General features: G+C 71.6%; 18 protein-coding genes. 7 read left to right on the forward strand and 11 right to left on the reverse strand.

The features are described from left to right. The first annotated feature begins 229 nt into the window (after window positions 1–229). Window positions 230–1,978, forward strand: coding sequence for a lysine--tRNA ligase (gene lysS / locus J7E88_RS26150; protein WP_215185280.1), 1,749 nt, complete (start codon window positions 230–232; stop codon window positions 1,976–1,978). Window positions 1,979–2,041: 63 nt separating this feature from the next. Here lysS and J7E88_RS26155 read toward each other — a convergent pair whose 3' ends face one another. The 3 genes from J7E88_RS26155 to J7E88_RS26165 all read right to left on the reverse strand — a co-directional run bounded on the left by J7E88_RS26155 (window position 2,042) and on the right by J7E88_RS26165 (window position 5,516). Continuing rightward, complete coding sequence (locus J7E88_RS26155) at window positions 2,042–3,397, reverse strand: DUF2637 domain-containing protein (protein WP_215185282.1); 1,356 nt, start codon at window positions 3,395–3,397, stop codon at window positions 2,042–2,044. Between the two features lie 218 nt (window positions 3,398–3,615). Next, window positions 3,616–4,326 carry a DUF3558 family protein gene (locus tag J7E88_RS26160; RefSeq protein WP_215185284.1) on the reverse strand — a complete coding sequence of 237 codons (711 nt, stop codon included), beginning with the start codon at window positions 4,324–4,326 and terminating at the stop codon, window positions 3,616–3,618. A 239-nt stretch (window positions 4,327–4,565) separates the two neighbouring features. Continuing rightward, complete coding sequence (locus J7E88_RS26165) at window positions 4,566–5,516, reverse strand: DUF3558 domain-containing protein (protein ID WP_215185286.1); 951 nt, start codon at window positions 5,514–5,516, stop codon at window positions 4,566–4,568. Between the two features lie 196 nt (window positions 5,517–5,712). Here J7E88_RS26165 and J7E88_RS26170 point away from each other — a divergent pair, with 196 nt between their 5' ends. Next, window positions 5,713–6,906 (forward strand): RtcB family protein, encoded by a 1,194-nt coding sequence (locus tag J7E88_RS26170; RefSeq protein ID WP_215185288.1) that lies wholly within the window; start codon window positions 5,713–5,715, stop codon window positions 6,904–6,906. A 114-nt stretch (window positions 6,907–7,020) separates the two neighbouring features. Here the strand turns inward: J7E88_RS26170 and J7E88_RS26175 are convergent, their stop codons facing one another. Continuing rightward, a complete protein-coding gene (locus J7E88_RS26175; RefSeq protein ID WP_285427594.1) occupies window positions 7,021–7,992 on the reverse strand; it encodes an aldo/keto reductase in 972 nt (323 codons plus the stop codon). 69 nt (window positions 7,993–8,061) lie between these two features. Here J7E88_RS26175 and J7E88_RS26180 point away from each other — a divergent pair, with 69 nt between their 5' ends. After that, a complete protein-coding gene (locus J7E88_RS26180; RefSeq protein WP_215185290.1) occupies window positions 8,062–8,730 on the forward strand; it encodes a DNA-binding response regulator in 669 nt (222 codons plus the stop codon). Here the strand turns inward: J7E88_RS26180 and J7E88_RS26185 are convergent. Together J7E88_RS26185 and J7E88_RS26190 are read right to left on the reverse strand one after the other, a co-directional pair. Next, a complete protein-coding gene (locus tag J7E88_RS26185; protein WP_215185292.1) occupies window positions 8,698–9,279 on the reverse strand; it encodes a GNAT family N-acetyltransferase in 582 nt (193 codons plus the stop codon). The two genes, J7E88_RS26180 and J7E88_RS26185, sit on opposite strands and share 33 nt — an antisense overlap. Continuing rightward, window positions 9,279–10,043, reverse strand: coding sequence for an SDR family NAD(P)-dependent oxidoreductase (locus tag J7E88_RS26190; protein ID WP_215185294.1), 765 nt, complete (start codon window positions 10,041–10,043; stop codon window positions 9,279–9,281). Before J7E88_RS26190 ends, J7E88_RS26185 begins: the two co-directional genes overlap by 1 nt. Window positions 10,044–10,225: 182 nt before the next feature. Between J7E88_RS26190 and J7E88_RS26195 the strand changes: the two genes are divergently transcribed. Beyond that, a complete protein-coding gene (locus J7E88_RS26195; RefSeq protein ID WP_251023230.1) occupies window positions 10,226–10,774 on the forward strand; it encodes a hypothetical protein in 549 nt (182 codons plus the stop codon). Between the two features lie 142 nt (window positions 10,775–10,916). On the opposite strand, the gene J7E88_RS26200 is transcribed toward J7E88_RS26195, so the two are convergent. After that, on the reverse strand, window positions 10,917–12,425 hold the full coding sequence (locus J7E88_RS26200) for an FAD-dependent oxidoreductase (protein ID WP_215185296.1): 1,509 nt from the start codon (window positions 12,423–12,425) through the stop codon (window positions 10,917–10,919). Window positions 12,426–12,555: 130 nt separating this feature from the next. Here J7E88_RS26200 and J7E88_RS26205 point away from each other — a divergent pair, with 130 nt between their 5' ends. Further along, window positions 12,556–13,131, forward strand: a complete 576-nt coding sequence (locus tag J7E88_RS26205; RefSeq protein WP_215185298.1) for a TetR/AcrR family transcriptional regulator — start codon at window positions 12,556–12,558, stop codon at window positions 13,129–13,131. 68 nt (window positions 13,132–13,199) lie between these two features. On the opposite strand, the gene J7E88_RS26210 is transcribed toward J7E88_RS26205, so the two are convergent. The 3 genes from J7E88_RS26210 to J7E88_RS26220 all read right to left on the reverse strand — a co-directional run bounded on the left by J7E88_RS26210 (window position 13,200) and on the right by J7E88_RS26220 (window position 15,517). Next, the gene (locus tag J7E88_RS26210) at window positions 13,200–13,925 is read right to left on the reverse strand and encodes a Mut7-C ubiquitin/RNAse domain-containing protein (protein WP_215185300.1); all 726 of its coding nucleotides are present in this window, start codon (window positions 13,923–13,925) and stop codon (window positions 13,200–13,202) included. A gap of 90 nt (window positions 13,926–14,015) precedes the next feature. Then, the gene (locus tag J7E88_RS26215; protein ID WP_215185302.1) at window positions 14,016–14,573 is read right to left on the reverse strand and encodes a GNAT family N-acetyltransferase; all 558 of its coding nucleotides are present in this window, start codon (window positions 14,571–14,573) and stop codon (window positions 14,016–14,018) included. A gap of 56 nt (window positions 14,574–14,629) precedes the next feature. Then, a complete protein-coding gene (locus tag J7E88_RS26220; protein WP_215185311.1) occupies window positions 14,630–15,517 on the reverse strand; it encodes a helix-turn-helix domain-containing protein in 888 nt (295 codons plus the stop codon). 75 nt (window positions 15,518–15,592) lie between these two features. On the opposite strand from J7E88_RS26220, the gene J7E88_RS26225 reads away from it, so the two are divergent. Together J7E88_RS26225 and J7E88_RS26230 are read left to right on the forward strand one after the other, a co-directional pair. Beyond that, window positions 15,593–16,174: a TIGR03086 family metal-binding protein gene (locus J7E88_RS26225; RefSeq protein ID WP_215185313.1), complete on the forward strand. Its 582-nt coding sequence runs from the start codon at window positions 15,593–15,595 to the stop codon at window positions 16,172–16,174. 109 nt (window positions 16,175–16,283) lie between these two features. Then, window positions 16,284–17,159, forward strand: coding sequence for a glycosyltransferase family 2 protein (locus J7E88_RS26230; protein WP_215185315.1), 876 nt, complete (start codon window positions 16,284–16,286; stop codon window positions 17,157–17,159). Window positions 17,160–17,683: 524 nt separating this feature from the next. On the opposite strand, the gene J7E88_RS26235 is transcribed toward J7E88_RS26230, so the two are convergent. Further along, on the reverse strand, window positions 17,684–18,292 hold the full coding sequence (locus J7E88_RS26235; protein ID WP_308307610.1) for a TetR/AcrR family transcriptional regulator: 609 nt from the start codon (window positions 18,290–18,292) through the stop codon (window positions 17,684–17,686). Window positions 18,293–18,319: the final 27 nt, after the last annotated feature.

The raw sequence follows: 18,319 nt of genomic DNA on the forward strand, positions 1-18,319 counted from the left end.
CGAGCCGATGTGCCGGGACGCGGGCGGCTGTCCGGCCTGGCGAAGGCGGCTGTCCGGCGTGCCGGGGGCGAGTCGATGGCCGCCGCGTGGGCGAAGCGATGCCCCGATGTGGCGGCACGCGGACGGCCGTCCGGCGCCGCGCCGGATTTCAGTGTGATCCGGTTTGCCGGTCTGGGAGAATGGTGTACGCGAGTTTCCCGACGTTTTCCCGACCCTAGGAATCAAGGACGTGCCGACCGTGGCTCAGAGCAGCACCGAGACCGACTGGGTCTCCCGTTTCGCGGACGAGGTCATCGCCGAGTCGGAGCGACGTGCGCCTGGCAAACCGGTCGTCGTCGCCTCCGGACTGTCCCCGTCGGGCCCCATCCACCTGGGCAACCTCCGCGAGGTCATGACCCCGCACCTGGTCGCCGACGAGATCCGGCGCCGCGGGTACGAGGTCCGCCACCTGATCTCCTGGGACGACTACGACCGCTACCGCAAGGTCCCGAAGGGGATCGACGGCGTCGATGAGTCCTGGAGCGAGTACATCGGCAGGCCGCTCACCTCGGTCCCCGCGCCGAAGGGCTCCTCCTTCCCGAACTGGGCGGAGCACTTCAAGGCCGCGATGACGGAGTCCCTGGCCGAGCTGGGCGTCGAGTACGACGGCATCAGCCAGACCGAGCAGTACACCGCCGGCGTGTACCGCGAGCAGATCCTGCACGCGATGAGGCACCGCGGCGACATCGACGCGATCCTCGCCCAGTACCGCACCAAGAAGGACCCGAAGGCCCAGGCCGAGGCGCAGGCCAAGAAGTCGCAGAAGCCGGTCGACGAGGCCGAGCTGGAGGCCGCCGAGGGCTCCGGCGCGGCGGCGGAGGACGACGGCACCGGCTCCGCGGGCTACTTCCCGTACAAGCCGTACTGCGGCTCGTGCGACAAGGACCTGACCACGGTCACGGCGTACGACGACGACACCACCGAGCTGACCTACACCTGCACCGCGTGCGGGTTCTCCGAGACGGTCCGGCTGAGCGAGTTCAACCGCGGAAAGCTGGTCTGGAAGGTCGACTGGCCGATGCGCTGGGCGTACGAGGGCGTGATCTTCGAGCCGTCCGGTGTCGACCACTCGTCGCCGGGCTCGTCCTTCCAGGTGGGCGGACAGATCGTCGGCATCTTCGACGGCAAGCAGCCGATCGGCCCCATGTACGCCTTCGTCGGCATCTCCGGCATGGCGAAGATGTCGTCGTCCCGCGGTGGCGTGCCCACCCCGGCCGACGCGCTGAAGATCATGGAGCCGCAGCTGCTCCGCTGGCTGTACGCCCGCCGCCGGCCCAACCAGTCGTTCAAGATCGCCTTCGACCAGGAGATCCAGCGGCTGTACGACGAGTGGGACAAGCTGGAGGCCAAGGTGGCGGACGGCACCGTCCTGCCCGCCGACGCCGCCGCGTACTCCCGCGCCGCCCGCACGGCCGCCGGTGACCTGCCGCGTACGCCGCGCCCGCTGCCGTACCGCACGCTCGCCTCGGTCGTCGACATCACCGCCGGGCACGAGGACCAGACGCTGCGCATCCTCAGCGAGCTGGACCCGGCGAACCCGGTCACGGACCTCGACGAGGTCCGGCCGCGGCTCGACCGCGCCGAGAGCTGGATCTCGACGCACGTCCCGGCCGAAGCCCGGACCGTCGTGCGCTCCGAGCCCGACACCGAGCTGCTCGGCTCGCTGGACGACCAGAGCCGCGAGTCCCTGCGGCTGCTGCTGGAGGGACTGGACACGCACTGGTCCCTGGACGGGCTCACCACGCTCGTCTACGGAGTGCCGAAGGTGATGGCGGGCCTGACGCCGGACGCCAAGCCGACGCCGGAGCTGAAGGTCGCCCAGCGTTCCTTCTTCGCGCTGCTGTACCGCCTGCTGGTCAGTCGCGAGACGGGCCCGCGCCTGCCCACGCTGCTCCTCGCCGTGGGTGCGGACCGGGTGCGCAAGCTGCTCGGGGCCTGAAGCCCCGGATGTGCGAAGGGCCCTCACCCGGTGGGTGGGGGCCCTTGTCGTGCGGGGCGGTTGTCAGGCGATGTGCTCGGCCTCGAGCTCGGTCTGATGGCGCTGCTGGAAGCGCGGCATCAGACGCTTGAGCAGCGCCGCGCTGTTCGGGTGTCGGACGCCGTAGCGGTCGGCGAGCACTATGTCGAGCGTGCGGGAGTTCGGATAGTCCTGGTGCTCGTCCACGTAGTCCCTGTACGCCGGGTAGGCCATCTCCTCGAATTCCTTGTCCTCGGGCGTGAACTCTGGGACGAGCTCGGGTTCGGGAGCGGGCTGCGCATACTGCTCCGCGTAGGGCCGTTCCGCGTACCGCTGTTCCGCGTAGCCCTGGGCGTACCGCTGCTGCTCGTCGAACGTCTGCGGACCGGGGCCCGTGCCGAGCGGGCGCGTACGGTCGCCGGGGCCCACCGGGACCGGCACCGGAACGGACTCGAAGTCTTCGGCGAACGTCGGGTCGTACGTGCCCTGGTAGGCGTCCTGCGCAGCCTGCGACGCGGCGAACCAGGGGCTCTCGTAGGGGCCGCCCGGGGCTTCGTTCCGCTCCTGCGGCGGCACCTGCCGCCCGGCCGGGGCCGGCGCGTCCTGCGCGGCCTCGGGCTCCGAAGCGATGGCCTCCCGGGCGGCCGGGCGCTGTCCGGCGCCGCGCGGCAGCTCGGGCTGCGCCGCCTGCTCGGTCACCGGCGCGGGCGGGAGCAGCGCCGGCTCGATGCCCGCGGCCGCGAGACCCGCCGGGGCGGTCTCGGCCAGCGGAACGCCGTACTTCGCCAGCCGCAGCGGCATCAGCGCCTCGACGGGCGCCTTACGGCGCCAGGCCCGGCCGAAACGTGCCTGCAGACGGGCCTGATAGATCAGCCGGTCCTGCTCCAGCTTGATCACCTGCTCGTAGCTGCGCAGCTCCCACAGCTTCATCCGCCGCCACAGCCGGAACGTCGGCACGGGCGAGAGCAGCCAGCGCGTGAGCCGTACGCCCTCCATGTGCTTGTCCGCCGTGATGTCCGCGATCCGGCCCACCGCGTGGCGGGCCGCCTCGACGGAGACGACGAACAGGATCGGGATCACCGCGTGCATACCGACGCCGAGCGGGTCGGGCCAGGCGGCCGCACCGTTGAACGCGATCGTCGCGGCCGTCAGCAGCCACGCCGTCTGGCGCAGCAGCGGAAACGGTATGCGCATCCACGTCAGCAGCAGGTCGAGCGCGAGCAGCACGCAGATTCCGGCGTCGATGCCTATGGGGAAGACGAGCGAGAAGTCGCCGAACCCTTTCTGCTCCGCGAGGTCGCGGACCGCGGAATACGATCCCGCGAAACCGATCGCGGCAATGATCAGCGCTCCCGCGACGACGACACCGATGAGCACTCGGTGCGTGCGTGTCAGCTGCATCGCGGCCACGGTGTTCCCCTCCCCATCCCTCATTCTGCGGGGGCCCAGCCTGGCACATGGCCCCGGAGGGCGTGCCTCCGCCCTCTGCTACGACGGCGGGCGGAGGGCGGCGGGCAGATTCGTCAACACCGGTGGGGGAGCGGTGTGTCGGTGAACAGGCCGACTGCTTGTCGGCGTACTGCCTGTTCTGTGGGCGTACTGCCTGTTTTGTCGGCGGACTACTTGTTGGCGGTGGCCACCGAGGCCACGGCTTCCTTCGCCGCCTTCAGCGCGTCCTTCGTCAGATCGCCGGAGGAGGGGTTCTTCGCCCCGGCGTAGCCGGTGCCGTTGTAGGTGAGCGTGACCAGGCCGTTCTCCGTACGGGCCACGATGACGGCGTAGACGAAGTCCTCACCGGTCTTCTTCAGCTTGTAGTTGACCGTGGTCGCCTCGTCGCCGACGCCGGGCGCCGGGGCGGTCTTCACGTCCTTGGCGCCCTCGGTGGCCTGCGCCTTGGCGATCTCCTTGGCGTAGTTGTCCTTCGCGCGCTGCTCACCGCTGACGGCGAGCGTGGCGTCGGAGTCGTAGCGCAGGAAGGAGACGTCCAGCCAGCGGTACTGCGAGCCCTTCACACCGTTGTCGTCCAGGCCGTTCCAGGAGCAGCTGCCGCGGCTGTCGGCGTCCGAGGACCGGCCGGCGGAACCGGACTTCGACTTCGCGGCCGGCACCAGGTCCTCGATCGTCTTGCGGGCGATCGACTCGCACGGGTCCGGCAGCTTCGTGAACTTCGCGGGCGCGACCGTCGGTGACTTCTTCGCCTCGGGGGTGGCGGCCGCAGAACCCTTGGGCTTGCTGTCGCCGGAGTCCGAGGAGCAGCCGGCGACGACGAGCATCACCGGAACGGCTGCGCAGGCGAGTATGCGGGTGAGTCGCTGGGCTGAACGGTGCATGGTTCCTTCAGTCGGTCGTTCGGTCTGTCCGTCGTTCGGTCGGTCGGTGTCCGTCGGTCTGTCCGTCAGATCCGTCGGATCCGTCGTCTGTCGGTCTGTCCGTCGGGTCCGTCTGCCCGTCGGGTCCGTCGGGTCCGTCGGGTCCGGGCGCGGCCGCCACGGCCGGCCAGGCCACGGTACGCGCCCGCGCCGCGGTGGTGGGGCCGCACTCAGGACGTGCGACGCCATGGCTGCGCCGGTCACTCGTCGAAGAGCTCGGCCAGCCTGCCGGCCACGCTCTGGGCCTTTTCCTGCAGTTCCTTGCTGTCCGGAACCTCCGTCACCAGCGCCGGCTGCTCGGCGTAGACGACCGTGACGATCACGTTCGATGTGCGGAACACCACGCTCACGGTGCGGCGCTGCGCGGTGTTTCCGGCACGGCCGAGCACGTCGTCGATGAAGGCGGCGTTGCCGAGCCCCTCCAGGACGCGGGGCTCCAGGCCTGCGGTGGACGCGCTGCCGGACGGGCTGCCGTCGGGGTCGTTCGCGGGGCCGTCCGCAGAGCCGTCGGGGGAGCTGTCGGGGGACGCGTCGTCGGACGGCTGTCCTGAGCTCTCCGCGCCCTCAGGGTCTCCGGGCGCCTGCGTACCCTTCCCGCCGCGGGTTTCCAGGTCCGGGGTCGCGCCCGCCCCGGCACTCTCGGTTGCCGAGGGCGAGGCCGTGGTCCCGCCCTCGGGGCCGGCGTCACCGGGGCCGGGGGCGACGGGCACGGAGGTCGCGGCCTGCTTCTCCGCGAACACCTCCTGAGCGCGGTTGTCGTCGCTGACGGCGGGGTCGTAGGAGACGACCCGCTCGAAATCCACCCGCACCTGGTGGGAGGAGTCCGGCGACTGGCCCTTCCAACTGCACGCGGCGCGGCGGTCGGTGTCGTACGTCACGGCCGGCGTGCCCCGCAGCACCTGCTGCTGCTGGTCCTCGGGCAGTGTGACGACGCCGGGCAGCAGGTCCTTCAGGGTGCTTCGCTCGATGGAGCCGCAGGGCTCCAGCAGCGTGCGGTACCGGCCGGGAGGCGCGGCCGAGGCCCGGGCTCCGTTGGCCTTGGCGTCGGTTGCGGAATCAGTGGGTCCACCGCCGCTGGTGCAGCCGGTGACGCCGGTGACGAGCGCCGCGAGGAGCGCCGCCGCGCCGGGGACGTACGCCTTCCGTTGCACGTTCCTGGCTCCCTTCTCCATGGGTACCTCTGAGTGGTCCGCGCCGCCGCGCCCGGGAAAAACGGTTGTCGACCGCTGAGGGCCGACCGACACAATGTCTATCGCACGCGCTGCCCCGGATGCCGGTCCGCTGAGCTGTTCGCGGTCATTGGCCGGGCATTTGCGTTAGATGTCTTTTCGGGGGAATTGAGGAGTTATGTCGTATGTAGAGATGCCGGGCGCGAGGGTTCCCATCCGGATGTGGACCGACCCGGCGACGGTCGAGGACGTTGCGATACGCCAGCTGCAGAACGTCGCCACGCTTCCCTGGATCAAGGGCCTCGCCGTGATGCCGGACGTGCACTACGGCAAGGGCGCCACGGTCGGCTCGGTGATTGCGATGCACGGCGCGGTGTGCCCGGCTGCGGTCGGCGTGGACATCGGCTGCGGCATGTCGGCGGTGAAGACGTCCCTGACGGCGAACGACCTGCCCGGTGACCTCTCCCGGCTGCGCTCGAAGATCGAGCAGGCGATCCCGGTGGGCCGGGGAATGCACGACGAGATGGTGGACCCGGCACGGGTGTTCGGCTTCCCGGCGGAGGGCTGGGACGACTTCTGGGACCGGTTCGACGGAGTGGCCGACGCGGTCAAGTTCCGTCGGGAACGGGCGACGAAGCAGATGGGGACGCTGGGCGGAGGCAACCATTACATCGAGCTCTTGGTCGATGAACAGGGTGTGGTGTGGCTCACCTTGCATTCCGGGTCGCGGAACATCGGCAAGGAGCTGGCCGAGTACCACATCGGCGAGGCGCAGAAGCTGCCGCACAACCAGGGCCTGATCGACCGCGACCTCGCCGTCTTCGTCTCGGAGACGCCGCAGATGGCGGCGTACCGGAACGATCTCTACTGGGCGCAGGAGTACGCGAAGTACAACCGCGCGATCATGATGGGCCTGTTCAAGGAAGTGATCCGCAAGGAGTTCAGGAAGGCCCGGGTCGCCTTCGAGCCGGAGATCAGCTGCCACCACAACTATGTGGCGGAGGAGCGTTACGAGGGCATGGACCTGCTGGTCACCCGTAAGGGCGCGATCCGGGCCGGGTCCGGCGACTACGGGATCATCCCCGGTTCGATGGGTACCGGCTCCTACATCGTCAGGGGCCTCGGGAACGAGGCGTCCTTCAACTCCGCCTCCCACGGCGCGGGCCGCAAGATGAGCCGCAACGCGGCGAAGCGGCGCTTCTCGACGCGGGACCTGGAGGAGCAGACCCGTGGGGTGGAGTGCCGCAAGGACTCCGGGGTGGTCGACGAGATCCCGGGTGCGTACAAGTCGATCGAGAAGGTGATCGACCAGCAGAGCGACCTGGTCGAGGTGGTCGCGAAGTTGAAGCAGGTCATCTGTGTGAAGGGCTGAGGCGAGCCGTCGCCGTGGGCCCCGGACCGGGAACGGTCCGGGGCCCCGTGCTGTTCGGCGGCGGTGGCTGCTGCGGGGGCGGGTGGCCCGGCGGTCGGCAGGTGTCGGACGGTGTCAGACGGTGGCGGAGGGGGTCGTCAGGACGGCGAGGTCCTCGGGGGCCAGCCGTAGCGTCGTCGCCGCCACGTTCTCCTCCAGGTGGGCCGGGGAGGACGTGCCAGGGATCGGCAGCATGACCGGGGTCAGGGCCAGCAGGCCGGCCAGCATGACCTGTGCGGGGGTCGCGGCGTGGCGGTCGGCGACCGTACGCAGTGCGGCAAGGTCCGGGACGCCGAGGCCGCCGAGGGGGAAGAAGGGGACGAAAGCGATGCCGTCGCGCGTGCAGACGTCGAGCACGTCGTCGCTCTTGCGGTGGCTGAGGCTGAAGTGGTTCTGCACGGCGGCCACCGGGGCGATCCGGCGGGCTTCCGCGAGCTGTCCGGCCGACATGTTGCTCACGCCGAGGTGGCGGATCAGGCCCTGGTCGCGCAGCTTCGCCAGTGCGCCGAACCGCTCTGAGACCGGGCCGTCCTCGGGGAGGGCGCGAAGGTAGACGAGGTCCAGGTGGTCGCGGCCGAGCTCGCGCAGGTCGCGGTGGACGGCGGCGGTCAGTTCCTCGGGCCCGGCCGAAGGCAGCCAGTCACCGTCGTACGTGCGGCCCGGGCCGACCTTCGTGGCGATGACCAGGCCGTCAGGGTAGGGGTGGAGGGCCCGGCGGATCAGGGCGTTGGCGCGCAGGTCACGGAAGAAGTAGAACCACGCGGTGTCGATGTGGTCCGTGCCCAGTTCGACGGCGCGGCGCAGGACGGCGACCGCGCGGTCGGGGTCGCCGGCCGGGCCGTGCCAGTCGGGGGCGGGCAGCCGCATCGCCCCGAAGCCCATGCGGGCCACGGAGAGGTCTCCGCCGAGGTCGAAGCGTCCGGCGTCGGCGGCGTGGGGGGTGCGGCCGGCCGGGTGCGGGGCAAGCACGGTCGGGTGCGGGGCGTGGTCGGTGGCGTGGGGGGCATGGTCGGTCGACGTCGTGGGCGTGGGTCCGTTCATCGGCATGCGGGCATCGTGCAGGGCGTGCGGCTGCCCGGCGGTGGATTGGCACGTTGCTGCCAGAATGGCGGGGTCATGGCAACCGATCGGATTGTGACCCTGCGGGGCGAGAAGGAACTGGTGCGCCGTGCGGGGCATCTCTTCGGCTCCGCCCGCAGCGAGTTCCTGTGTGCCGCCGAGGACCTGGTCACCTGGTCGGCGGGGGTGAACGCGGCCTTCGCCGAGGGCTTTCGCCCCATGCACGGGGAGGGCTTGTCCATGCACAAGCTCTACACCCCCCGAGCCGTGGCCGACGGGTACTCCGAGCAGCGCCTGCTGCGGGTCTCCGAGCACGCGCAGGTCCGCATCTCCAGCGCGCCGCTGCCCCGCGAGGCGATCGTCATCGACCGGAAGGTCGCGATTCTCGCTGGTCCGCCCGCGCCCGGGACACGGACGTACTCGGTCGTCAGCTCGCCGGACGTCGTCGACGGTGTCCGGTCGCTGTTCGGCGCGGCCTGGGAGTCGGCGACGGAACTGCATGACTTCCTGCGGGCACGGGCGGCGGCGCCGCCCGTGCTGAGTGAGGAAGCCCGCAGGATCCTGCGGATGCTGGGCGACGGGCACACCGACGAGACGGCGGCGCGGCTGCTCAGGATGTCGCTGCGCACCTACCGCAGGCGGGTCGCCGACGTGATGACGCTGCTGGGTGCCACGTCGCGTTTCCAGGCCGGGCTACGGGCCCGTGAGCTCGACGGCCCGCTCTGAGACCTGCGGTGCCGTCGGTGCCGGCCGCAGAGACTTGTGGAAGAACGTCGTCGAACGCAGGACGCCGGAGGGATCAGCGGCGTAGTCGGGGACCGTGCCGAGGGGTATCCAGCCCGCCGACCGGTAGAGGCGCTCCGCCGTGCTGCCCGTCTGGGTGTCGAGCATGAGCAGGGTGCGCCCCGAGGAGCGGGCGAACTCCTCGGCCGTGGTGAGCAGTCGGCGTGCGATGCCGCGGCCGCGCGCGTCGCGGTGGACGAGCAGCTTGGCCATCTCCGCCCGGTGCGTCCCGTTGGGCGAGGTCTCGCACCTGAGCTGGACGGTGCCGACGAGCCGGCCGCCGTCGTGGGCCGCCCAGACGGCTGTCCGTCCCTCTGTGAGGGCGGGTGCCAGGTCCGCCCACCAGGCGGTGGCCTCCTCGGCGGTGAGCGAGGAGGTGAAGCCGACGGACGCGCCGTCGTCGACAGCGTCGACGAGCAGGGCACCGAGACCTGGGGCGGCGGCCGGAAGATCGGCGGCGACGAGGCGCGAGAGGGCGATGCGGTCGCTCATCACAGCTCCCTGTGGATCTTGAAGTTGGACGCCTGGGCGCGGGGGCGCACCACGAGCAGGTCGATGTTGACGTGGGACGGGCGGGTGACGGCCCAGGTGATGGTGTCGGCGACGTCGTCGGCGGTGAGCGGTTCGGGTACGCCGGCGTAGACCTTGGCGGCCTGCTCTGTGTCGCCCCGGAAGCGGGTCGTGGCGAATTCCTCCGTCCTGACCATGCCGGGGGCGATCTCGATGACGCGGACGGGGGTGCCGACGATCTCCAGGCGCAGGGTCTCGGCGAGCACGTGGGCGCCGTGCTTGGCGGCGACGTAGCCACCGCCGCCCTCGTAGGTGGCGAGGCCCGCCGTGGAGGACAGGACGACCACGGTGCCGTCGCCGCTCGCGGTGAGCGCGGGGAGCAGCGCCTGGGTGAGATGGAGCGTGCCGATCACATTGACCTCGTACATCCGGCGCCAGTCGGCCGGGTCGGCGGTGGCGACCGGGTCGGCGCCGAGCGCGCCACCCGCGTTGTTGACGAGGACGTCGCAACGGTCCAGGGACGCGGCGAACGAGTCGACGGCAGGCCGGTCGGTGACGTCGAGTGCGTGGGCGGTGGCCTGGTGGCCGGCGGCGGTGATCTCGGCGGCAAGGGCCTCGATGCGGTCCTTGCGGCGGGCGGTGAGGAGAACGTGGTGTCCGGCGGCTGCCAGCTGCCGTGCGGTGGCCGCGCCGATGCCGCTGCTTGCTCCGGTGACGACGGCGACGGGGGTCCGGGCTGTGGTCATGTGGTGGCTCCTCGCGCGTGTGATCGAACTGTGGTCAGGATAGGTCGGCTCCGGGACCGGGCCGGGCCGCACCGGTGGACCGGGCGGGGGCGGCCGGGCGCAGCGCACGGGCGGCGCGGCGGGACGCGCCAGGTGCTGATCGGCGGTCAGGTATGTAAAGGGAAAATCGGTATCTTCGGTCCATGTGTGCGATGCGTAGGGCGCTGCCGGCCGGGGCGGCGGCGGTCGTGTTGATGGTCGGCTCGGGGGTGGGCGCTCGTGCGGGTGCGGAAACGGGCCACGGGGGCGTCGAAGCGGGTGTGGTCTCCGGGGCCGCCGCAGCCGCCGGGACCGCCGGGGCAATCGCCCCGGAGGCCGACGTGGCCCACCACGGTCATGTCTCGCTGCACGGTGGGCGGTTCGAGATCTCCCTGACGAGCGAGAACCACGGGCCCTCCGGCCTCGACGACGTCACGGTGAAGCTGGAGTTCTCCCTGCGGCCGGTCGGTGAACTACGACTGCCCGAACGGTGCCTGCGGGCCGGCGAAAGGGTGGTCCTGTGCGCGACGGGACCGCTGCGGGCGGACGGTGCCGGTCGCACGACCACCCTGCGTCTTCGGACGGCGGGTGACCCGCCAGAGATGGTCGTGAACATCCGCACCGTGTGGAACGGCGGAGCCACCGACCGGAACCCGGCCAACAACGAACACCGGGTGATCGTGCCGGCCACGGGGGATCCGTACGCCTTCTGACGCCGCCCGCCCCGCCCCGCCGGGGCCGGCGCCGGCCGGGACGCCGACGCCGGGGACGCCAGCGCACGGGACACCGACGCCCGGGACGCCAGCGCGCGGGACGCCTACGCCCGGGACAGTAACGCCCGGTGCCACCGGCCGCTCAGGCCACGGTCCTCCCACGGCCCGCCGCCCACGCGATGTAGCCGTCGGGGCGGACGAGCAGGGCGGTGCGCCGGCCGGTGGCCCAGTGCGCCCGTATGACGCGGCCGGGTGCGGCCGGGACCGCGGCGGCCGTGGCGACGGCCTGGTCGGCGGGGCCGATCAGGACGAACTCGCCCTTCCTCAGCAGCTCGTAGAGCCTGCCCTCGGCGAGCCGCAGGTCCGGGGCGCGCCGGCCGGTGAGAGGGTGCGCGCGGCGCGGCCCGCCGTACGAGATGCCGATGCCCGAGATGACGCCCATCGCCTTCCTGGCTGCCGGCCGGACGCTGTTGACGACACTCGCGGCGAGGGAGCGTGCGGCGCGCTGGAGCGGGGTGTGGGCCATCGCGAGGCGGACGATCGCTCCACTGCTGCGCACGACCATCGCGCCGACGGGATGCCGCTCCGACTGGTAGCTGTCGAGCAGCGCTTCGGGGTCGGGGGCGAGGCCCTGGACCGCCGATGCGAGCTTCCAGGAGAGGTTGGCCGCGTCCTGCAGGCCGGTGTTCATGCCCTGGCCTCCGGCCGGCGAATGCACGTGTGCCGCGTCACCCGCGAGGAACACTCGACCGACGCGGTAGGCAGGCGCCTGGCGTTCGTCGCTGTGGAAGCGGGAGATCCAGCGGGCGTCGTGCATGCCGAAGTCGCTGCCGAGGGCCTGGCGCGCGATCTCCCGCACCTCGTCGAGATCGACGGGCTCGCTGTCGGGGACCTGGCGCGTGCGGTTCCACCCCATGACGCGGTACCAGCCGTCGCCGAACGGGGCGATGAAGGCGAATGTGTCGCCTGCTCCGTCGACCGTGAGGAGGTCGGCGGGCTCTTCGGCGAGCCGTACGTCCGCGAGCACGAGGGACGTGATGACGGAGGCGCCGGGGAAGGGCAGGCCGAGCGCTTCCCGCACGCTGCTGCGAACGCCGTCGGCACCGACGAGGTAGCGGGTACGCAGGGTGCTGCGGGTGCCGTCCGCGCCGCGGAGCTCGGCGGTGACCGACGCCGGAGGGTCGACGGGTCCGGCGGGAGACCCGGCCGGAGTGGTGCGCCCGGCGAAGGACTGGTCGATTGCGGTGAGTTCCGTCCCGTGGCGGAAGTCGACGCCCGCCGACCTGGCCCGGCGCTCGAGCAGCTTCTCCACCTCGTACTGCGGAGTGATCAGGAGGAACGGGAAACGGGAGGGAAGCGTGCCCAGGTCGAGCGAGAGCCGGCGGAACAGGCGCACACCGGTGATCGGCGTGCCCTTCGTCACCAGCTCGTCGGCCAGGTCGCGCGCGTCCAGCAGCTCCAGCGTGCGGGCGTGCACGCCGAATGCACGGGTGATGTTGCTGATTCCGGGAGGGCGGCGCTCGACGAGGGTGACCGACAGGCCCGCGCGGGCGAGGTCGCCCGCCAGCAGGAGACCGGTGGGTCCGGCGCCGACGATGAGCACATCGGTGTCGAAATCGGCGGCGCGGGCGGTGCTGGGCTTGCCGTGCATGGCTGCCTCCCGTGGTCGGCGGTGCGGTAGGTCAACGACCGTTGGTCAACACCTGTTGGTCAACGCTTGTTGGCAAATGTAAGACGGGGGCATCTAGCATGTCAACACCTGTTGGCCTACATTTGTTGGCATGACGACGGAAGCACCCGGCGCTCCGCGCCGCTCCGATGCCACCAAGGCCGCGATCCTCGAAGCCGCCCGCGAGCGCTTCGCGGCCGACGGGTACGAGCGGGCGACCATCCGCGCCATAGCGCGGGACGCGGGCATCGACCCCTCGATGGTCATGCGCTACTACGGCAACAAGGAGGGCCTGTTCGCCGCGGCCTCCGCATTCGACCTGCGCCTGCCCGCGCTCGGGGCGCTGCCCGGCAAGCACGCGGGCGCGGTGCTCGTCGCCCACTTCCTGGACAGGTGGGAGCAGGACGAGGTGCTGACCGCGCTGCTGCGGGCGGGCGTCACCAACGCCGTGGCAGCGGAGCGCGCCCGCTCGATCTTCCGGGAGCAACTGGGGCCGCTGGTCGCGAGCCTGTCCCCCGACCCGGCCGAGGCTCCGCGCCGGGCGGCGCTCGTCGCCTCGCAGATCCTCGGCATGGCGCTGGCACGGTACGTGTTGTGCCTCCCGCCCGCCGTCGAGATGACGAAGGAGGAGGTGGTGGGCTGGTTGGCGCCGACAGTGCAGCGCTACCTGACGGGTGAGCACCCCTGACCCCGCCGGCCTCCCCGGCGTCGTAGGCGCGCGTCCGCCGCGGGCGGTCCGCCGCTACGTCCCCGCCGCTACGTCCCCGCCGTGCGCAGGGCCGACTCGACGATCGCCTCCAGGCGGGCGTGGTGGGCGCCGCGCCAGTAGACGCGGTCGCACACGGTGCACCGGGCGAACACGTCGTACGTACGCTGGGTGCCCCCCTCCAGCTGGGCCTGGACCGACTCCTTGTCGGCGTCCGTCAGCGCCCCGTTGCACGCCGTGCACCGGGTCCACGGCGCCAGCTCCGGAGCGAACCGCTCCAGTATCTCGGTGAGTTGGTCGTCGGGCCGGTCGCTGTAGATGTACGCGCCCGCCCAGATCTCGCGACGCCTCAGCAGGCCCCGGTCACGGGAGAGCAGCACCCGCCGTTCCTTCGCGGACAGGGCCGCCAGAGCGGCGTCGCCGATGTCCTCGTTCTCGTACGCCGCGTCCACACCGAGGAGGCGCAGCCGCCGCGCCAGCGTGCCGAGGTGGACGTCGAGCAGGAAGCGGAGCGGTGCGCCCGGGACCCGCTGAGGCCGTTCGACGCCGTGTACCTCGACGTATTCGCCCTCCTGAGGGATGTGCGAGACCGGCACCTGGCGGCCGTCGACCAGCAGCCTGCCCGCCTCCGTGAGCGGGACGCCGAGCGACTCGACGACATGGCCGAGCGTCGACGAGCCGTCGGTGACGACGGCACTGCGGCCCTGGCGGCGCTCCGACGGAAGGAAGAGCCGCAGCTCACGGGCGACACTGAAGGTGATTTCCGGTCCGTTCACAGCGCCAGGATGTCACCGGTCGCAGGACGGCAGCCAGCAGTTTCCCGCGGGGCGCCGTCCATGGACCTCGCCGCCCCAGGCGACGCCGGCTCATGGCCGGATGAGCTCATTCCCCTGGCTTGCCCTGAGATCGAGGCACCAGTCGTGGGAACGCAGCACGTTCCCCGGCGGGTACTCGACCTCGCGCACGCCCAGGAGCGTGAAACCGGCCTTGCGGCACACGCCGTTCGACGGGCCGTTGTCCACGGAGGGGAACGCGTGCAGGGTCCGGTGCCTGCGCTCGGCGCGCGCCTGCTCGATCACGGCCAGCGTCCCGGCGGTCGCGATCCCGCGGCCCTGGAACGCGGGGAGGACGGCCCACCCCGTCTCGTAGATCTGCTCGCCGTCCCAGATCTGCTCCCAGAAGCCGACCGACCCGGCGGAGCGGCCCGCGTCCTCGCCCTCGGCCACGACGATGCGGAACATCCTTCCCCGGCCGGTGCGGTCGGCGCTCAGCTTCACATAGCGCTCATGCCGCTCGACCAGCTGTTCCTCGGTCTCGGGACCCCCGAGGTGGTCCATCAGCTCCGGCGCGTTCGCGGCGCGCAGCAGCGCGAAGTCGTCCTCGGACCACGGCTCGATACGTACCTTCACTGCGTCGATGCCCATGCCGTGCACTGTAGGGGCGGGGTACGACAGCGGTGGCCGGTGCGGCACTCGGTGCTTCAGCGCCGGGGTCGCGCGTACGCGGTCGGCGGCACGCCCACCGTCGCGGTGAAGTCCCGCGCCAGATGGGCCTGATCGCTGTAGCCGAGCTCGGCGGCGAGCGCGGACCAGTCGAGCGCGGCCGTGTCCGCCTCGGCGCGCTCCAGCGCCTCGTGGATGCGGTAGCGCAGGATGACCCACTTCGGTCCCACGCCCACGCAGGCCGCGAAGAGCCGTTGCAGCGAGCGCACCGACACCCCTTCCGCGGTCGCCAGGTCGGCGACGCGCCGTATCGAGCGGTCGCCGCGGACCCGGTCGACCAGGGCCATGGCCTGCGCCGCCTGCGGATCCGGTGCCGGGGCGAGGCCCAGGAGGAAGGCGTCCAGGGCGGCGACCCGGGCGTCCTCGTCGTCAGGCCCGACGACGTGGCGGATCTCGGCGTCGAGCCGCGTCCGGGGCGGCGACATCACGGCTGGGCGCCCGGTCGTGGCCTGCTGGTCGCCGCCCGGTGCGGGCCCCGGATCCGCGTACGCCGGCGTCAGTGGCACCCGTCGGCCCGTCCAGTACGACACCGGCCGGTTCGGCGCGAACGGCCGGAACCCGCCCGGCCGGAACTTCACCCCGCACACCCGGCCCCGGCCGGCGAGCTTCTGCGTGAACAGCTCCAGGCCGATGCCCGCGATCTCGGCCCATGGCACCTCGTCGCCGTACCGCTGGAACACCAGGTTCACGGACGGGTGCGGCACGACATGGGAGGCGTACGGCTCGGTCAGATCCCAGTCGATGAGCCAGTAGTGCTCGATGTGAGAGCGCAGTTCGGGTGCGGGCTCCCGGCGGCGGAAGTCGACGCGGGCGAGCAGTTCCCGGGCTTCGACGATGCCCCGGGTGTCGCGTCGCGGACCTGCCATGCAGGCGATCCTAGTTCCGGGCGGTGTCGCGTTTCTTCAAGACGGGTGCAGCGGTGCCCGCCTACGGTCGGAGGTATGACGATCACCATCAGTGACCTGTTGCGAGCAGCTGCGGAGCGCGCTGTTCCGGTGGTACGCGGCATCACCGACGACCAGCTGGGCGACGCGACGCCGTGTGCCGAGTACGACGTGCGGCAGTTGGTCGATCACCTCTTCCAGGTGGTCGTGAACTTCCAGCTGCTGGCGGCGAAGAAGGACACCGACTTCTCCGCGGAGCCGCTGCGCGCCGGTCATGGCGACTGGCGGGAGGACTTCGTCCGCGAGACCGAGGCCCTTGTCGCGGCATGGGCGGTGCCGGGCGCGGACCAGGGCGTGACGGGGTCCATGAACATGCCGGCCGGCCTCGTCGGGAGGATGGCCCTCGGGGATCTCACGGTGCACGCCTGGGACCTGGCGCGGGCCACGGGGCAGGAGTTCGCGCCGGAGCCGGTGGTCGTGCGGGAGGTGCGGACAGCGTTCCGCGAACTGGCGCCGACCGCCCGCAAGATGGGCGTCTTCGGTGAGGAGTATCCGCTGCCGGACGGGGGAGCGGGTGCGTCGGACTTCGACCGGCTGCTGGTGCTGACGGGGCGCGATCCGGGGTGGCGTCGGCAGTAGCCGGCGTCTGCCTTGATGGTGGCCACAACACGCTCACCTCCGTACACCTGCCGGACGGGCACCGTTAAGCTCGCGGGTCACGACCGGCAACAGATGGAGAGATGTGGACGTGTCCCGAGCGCGTGTGGGTGTGGCCGTACTGACGATGGGCTCACGGCCTGCCGAACTGGGGGCGTTGCTCGCGTCGGTGGCAGCTCAGGACCATCCCGCCACCCGCGTCGTCGTGGTGTCCAACGGCGCCCCGCTGCCCGACCTGCCGCCCGGCGTCACCGGCGTCGAGCTGCCGGAGAACCTCGGGGTGTCCGGCGGGCGCAACGTCGCCATGGAGCGGCTGCGCGAGTTCGGCGACGTCGACGTCCTCGTGGACCTGGACGACGACGGGCTGCTCATCGAGTCGGACGTCTTCAGCCGTATCGCCGCGATGTACGACGCCGATCCCGCGCTCGGGATCGTCAGCTTCCGCATCGCCGACGAGACCGGTTTCACCCAGCGTCGGCACGTGCCGCGGATCGGAAGGACCGATCCGCTGCGCGGCGGGCAGGTGACCACGTTCCTCGGGGGCGGGCACGCCCTGTCGATGCGGATGCTGGAGCGGGTCGGCGGCTGGCCGGACGACTTCTTCTTCACGCACGAGGAGACGGATCTCGCCTGGCGTGCCCTGGACGACGGTTGGAAGATCCTCTACGCCCCCGAGCTGGTGCTCCAGCACCCCCGCACGCCTCCGACCCGGCACGGCGTCTACTACCGGATGACCGCCCGCAACCGCGTCTGGCTGGCGAAGCGGAACCTCCCGGCCCTGCTGGTGCCGCTCTACCTCGGCTCGTGGACCGCGCTCACGCTGGCGCGCACCCGCTCGGCGCCTGGCCTGCGGGCCTGGTTCGGCGGGTTCGCCGAGGGTGTGCGCACGCCGTGCGGCGAGCGCCGTCCGATGCGCTGGAGCACCGTGTGGCTGATGGCGCGGCTGGGCCGACCGCCGGTCGTCTGAACCGGCCATCGGGGCCGCGCCGGGACCAGGGGCGGGGGGCACCGGCACGGGGGCGCGCAGCGCGCGTGGCGCGCGGGGACCAAGGGCGCACCGGCACGGACGCGGGCAGCGACGGCTCTCGGGCAGCGTGGGCGCGCAGGGCGCGTGGCGCGCGGGGCCAGGGCCACACAAGGCGATAGGGCTGATGTCCCGCGACTCGCGAAGCGATCGGGGACTGGCCTGGGGCTTCTCGGTGAGGTCGGCGTCGAGAGCCGGCGGCAGGTCGGGTGAGGGATCCCACAAGCGGGTCGATCGGTGGCGCGCGGACGCCAAGAGAGCTATCTTCGAGAGGTAGAACGACCGGTCTTCCTACCTCCTGGGGGCGACCTGAATCGGCCTTCCCGGCCGGGCTGGCTCCAGGCAGAGACCTGCCATAGGTCGCCGGCACATCGAAGAGAGATCAAAAAGGTTCCATGAAGCCAATCCGCGCCCCGGCCCGGCCGGGGCCCCGCACAGAGCCGCTGCTTCACGCGGCCCCGACGGGGTCAGCCCCCCGATCGGATAAGGCGGACCGCGTCGAGCAGGGTCTTGTGGGCGGCCGTCGAGTCGTCCAGGTAGCCGGCTGCCATCGCGCCGTCGTACAGCATCAGCAGCGCACCGGCGGCCGACTCCGGGTCGGTGTGACCGAGCCGGGTGAGCAGCTGCCTGAAGAGGGTGCGGATCCAGTCCCGGTGTGACGTCACCAGGCCGCGGACCGGATGGTCTGCGTCCGGGTACTCGGCGGCCGCGTTCATGAACGGCGATCCGCGGAAGCCGCGCTCGCGGGCGTGCTCGGCGATCGCCTCGAAGATCAGGTCGATCGCCTCCGCGGGCGGATGCGCGGCGGCCAGCGGTTCGGCCACCTTCTTGTAGTAGACGTCCTTGGTCAGCAGATAGGCCAGGACCAGGTCGTCCTTGGAGGCGAAGTGGCGGTAGAAGGTCGCCTTCGTCACCCCGGCCTCGGCGATCAGCCGCTCCACGCCGATCGCGCGTACGCCCTCGTAATAGAACAGACGTGACGCGGCCTGGACCAGGCGTTCGCGGGGCGGCAGCTCTCCGTCCTCCTTGGTCCCCTGACGCGTGGTGCCGGTGGTCTTCTGCCCGCTGATGCTCACCTCCCCATTGTGCCTTTGGCTCATTCC

Origin of the sequence: Streptomyces sp. ISL-10 (assembly GCF_018614575.1) — a bacterium.
In the GTDB taxonomy this organism is placed as follows: Bacteria; Actinomycetota; Actinomycetes; order Streptomycetales; family Streptomycetaceae; genus Streptomyces.

Bases quoted from the DNA above. Each gene is read 5' to 3' on its own strand.
- J7E88_RS26155 (WP_215185282.1), bottom strand. From the start codon at position 3,397: ATGCAGCTGACACGCACGCACCGAGTGCTCATCGGTGTCGTCGTCGCG.
- J7E88_RS26160 (WP_215185284.1), bottom strand. From the start codon at position 4,326: ATGCACCGTTCAGCCCAGCGACTCACCCGCATACTCGCCTGCGCAGCC.
- J7E88_RS26170 (WP_215185288.1), top strand. From the start codon at position 5,713: ATGTCGTATGTAGAGATGCCGGGCGCGAGGGTTCCCATCCGGATGTGG.
- J7E88_RS26175 (WP_285427594.1), bottom strand. From the start codon at position 7,992: ATGCCGATGAACGGACCCACGCCCACGACGTCGACCGACCATGCCCCC.
- J7E88_RS26180 (WP_215185290.1), top strand. From the start codon at position 8,062: ATGGCAACCGATCGGATTGTGACCCTGCGGGGCGAGAAGGAACTGGTG.
- J7E88_RS26185 (WP_215185292.1), bottom strand. From the start codon at position 9,279: ATGAGCGACCGCATCGCCCTCTCGCGCCTCGTCGCCGCCGATCTTCCG.
- J7E88_RS26190 (WP_215185294.1), bottom strand. From the start codon at position 10,043: ATGACCACAGCCCGGACCCCCGTCGCCGTCGTCACCGGAGCAAGCAGC.
- J7E88_RS26195 (WP_251023230.1), top strand. From the start codon at position 10,226: ATGTGTGCGATGCGTAGGGCGCTGCCGGCCGGGGCGGCGGCGGTCGTG.
- J7E88_RS26200 (WP_215185296.1), bottom strand. From the start codon at position 12,425: ATGCACGGCAAGCCCAGCACCGCCCGCGCCGCCGATTTCGACACCGAT.
- J7E88_RS26205 (WP_215185298.1), top strand. From the start codon at position 12,556: ATGACGACGGAAGCACCCGGCGCTCCGCGCCGCTCCGATGCCACCAAG.
- J7E88_RS26215 (WP_215185302.1), bottom strand. From the start codon at position 14,573: ATGGGCATCGACGCAGTGAAGGTACGTATCGAGCCGTGGTCCGAGGAC.
- J7E88_RS26220 (WP_215185311.1), bottom strand. From the start codon at position 15,517: ATGGCAGGTCCGCGACGCGACACCCGGGGCATCGTCGAAGCCCGGGAA.
- J7E88_RS26225 (WP_215185313.1), top strand. From the start codon at position 15,593: ATGACGATCACCATCAGTGACCTGTTGCGAGCAGCTGCGGAGCGCGCT.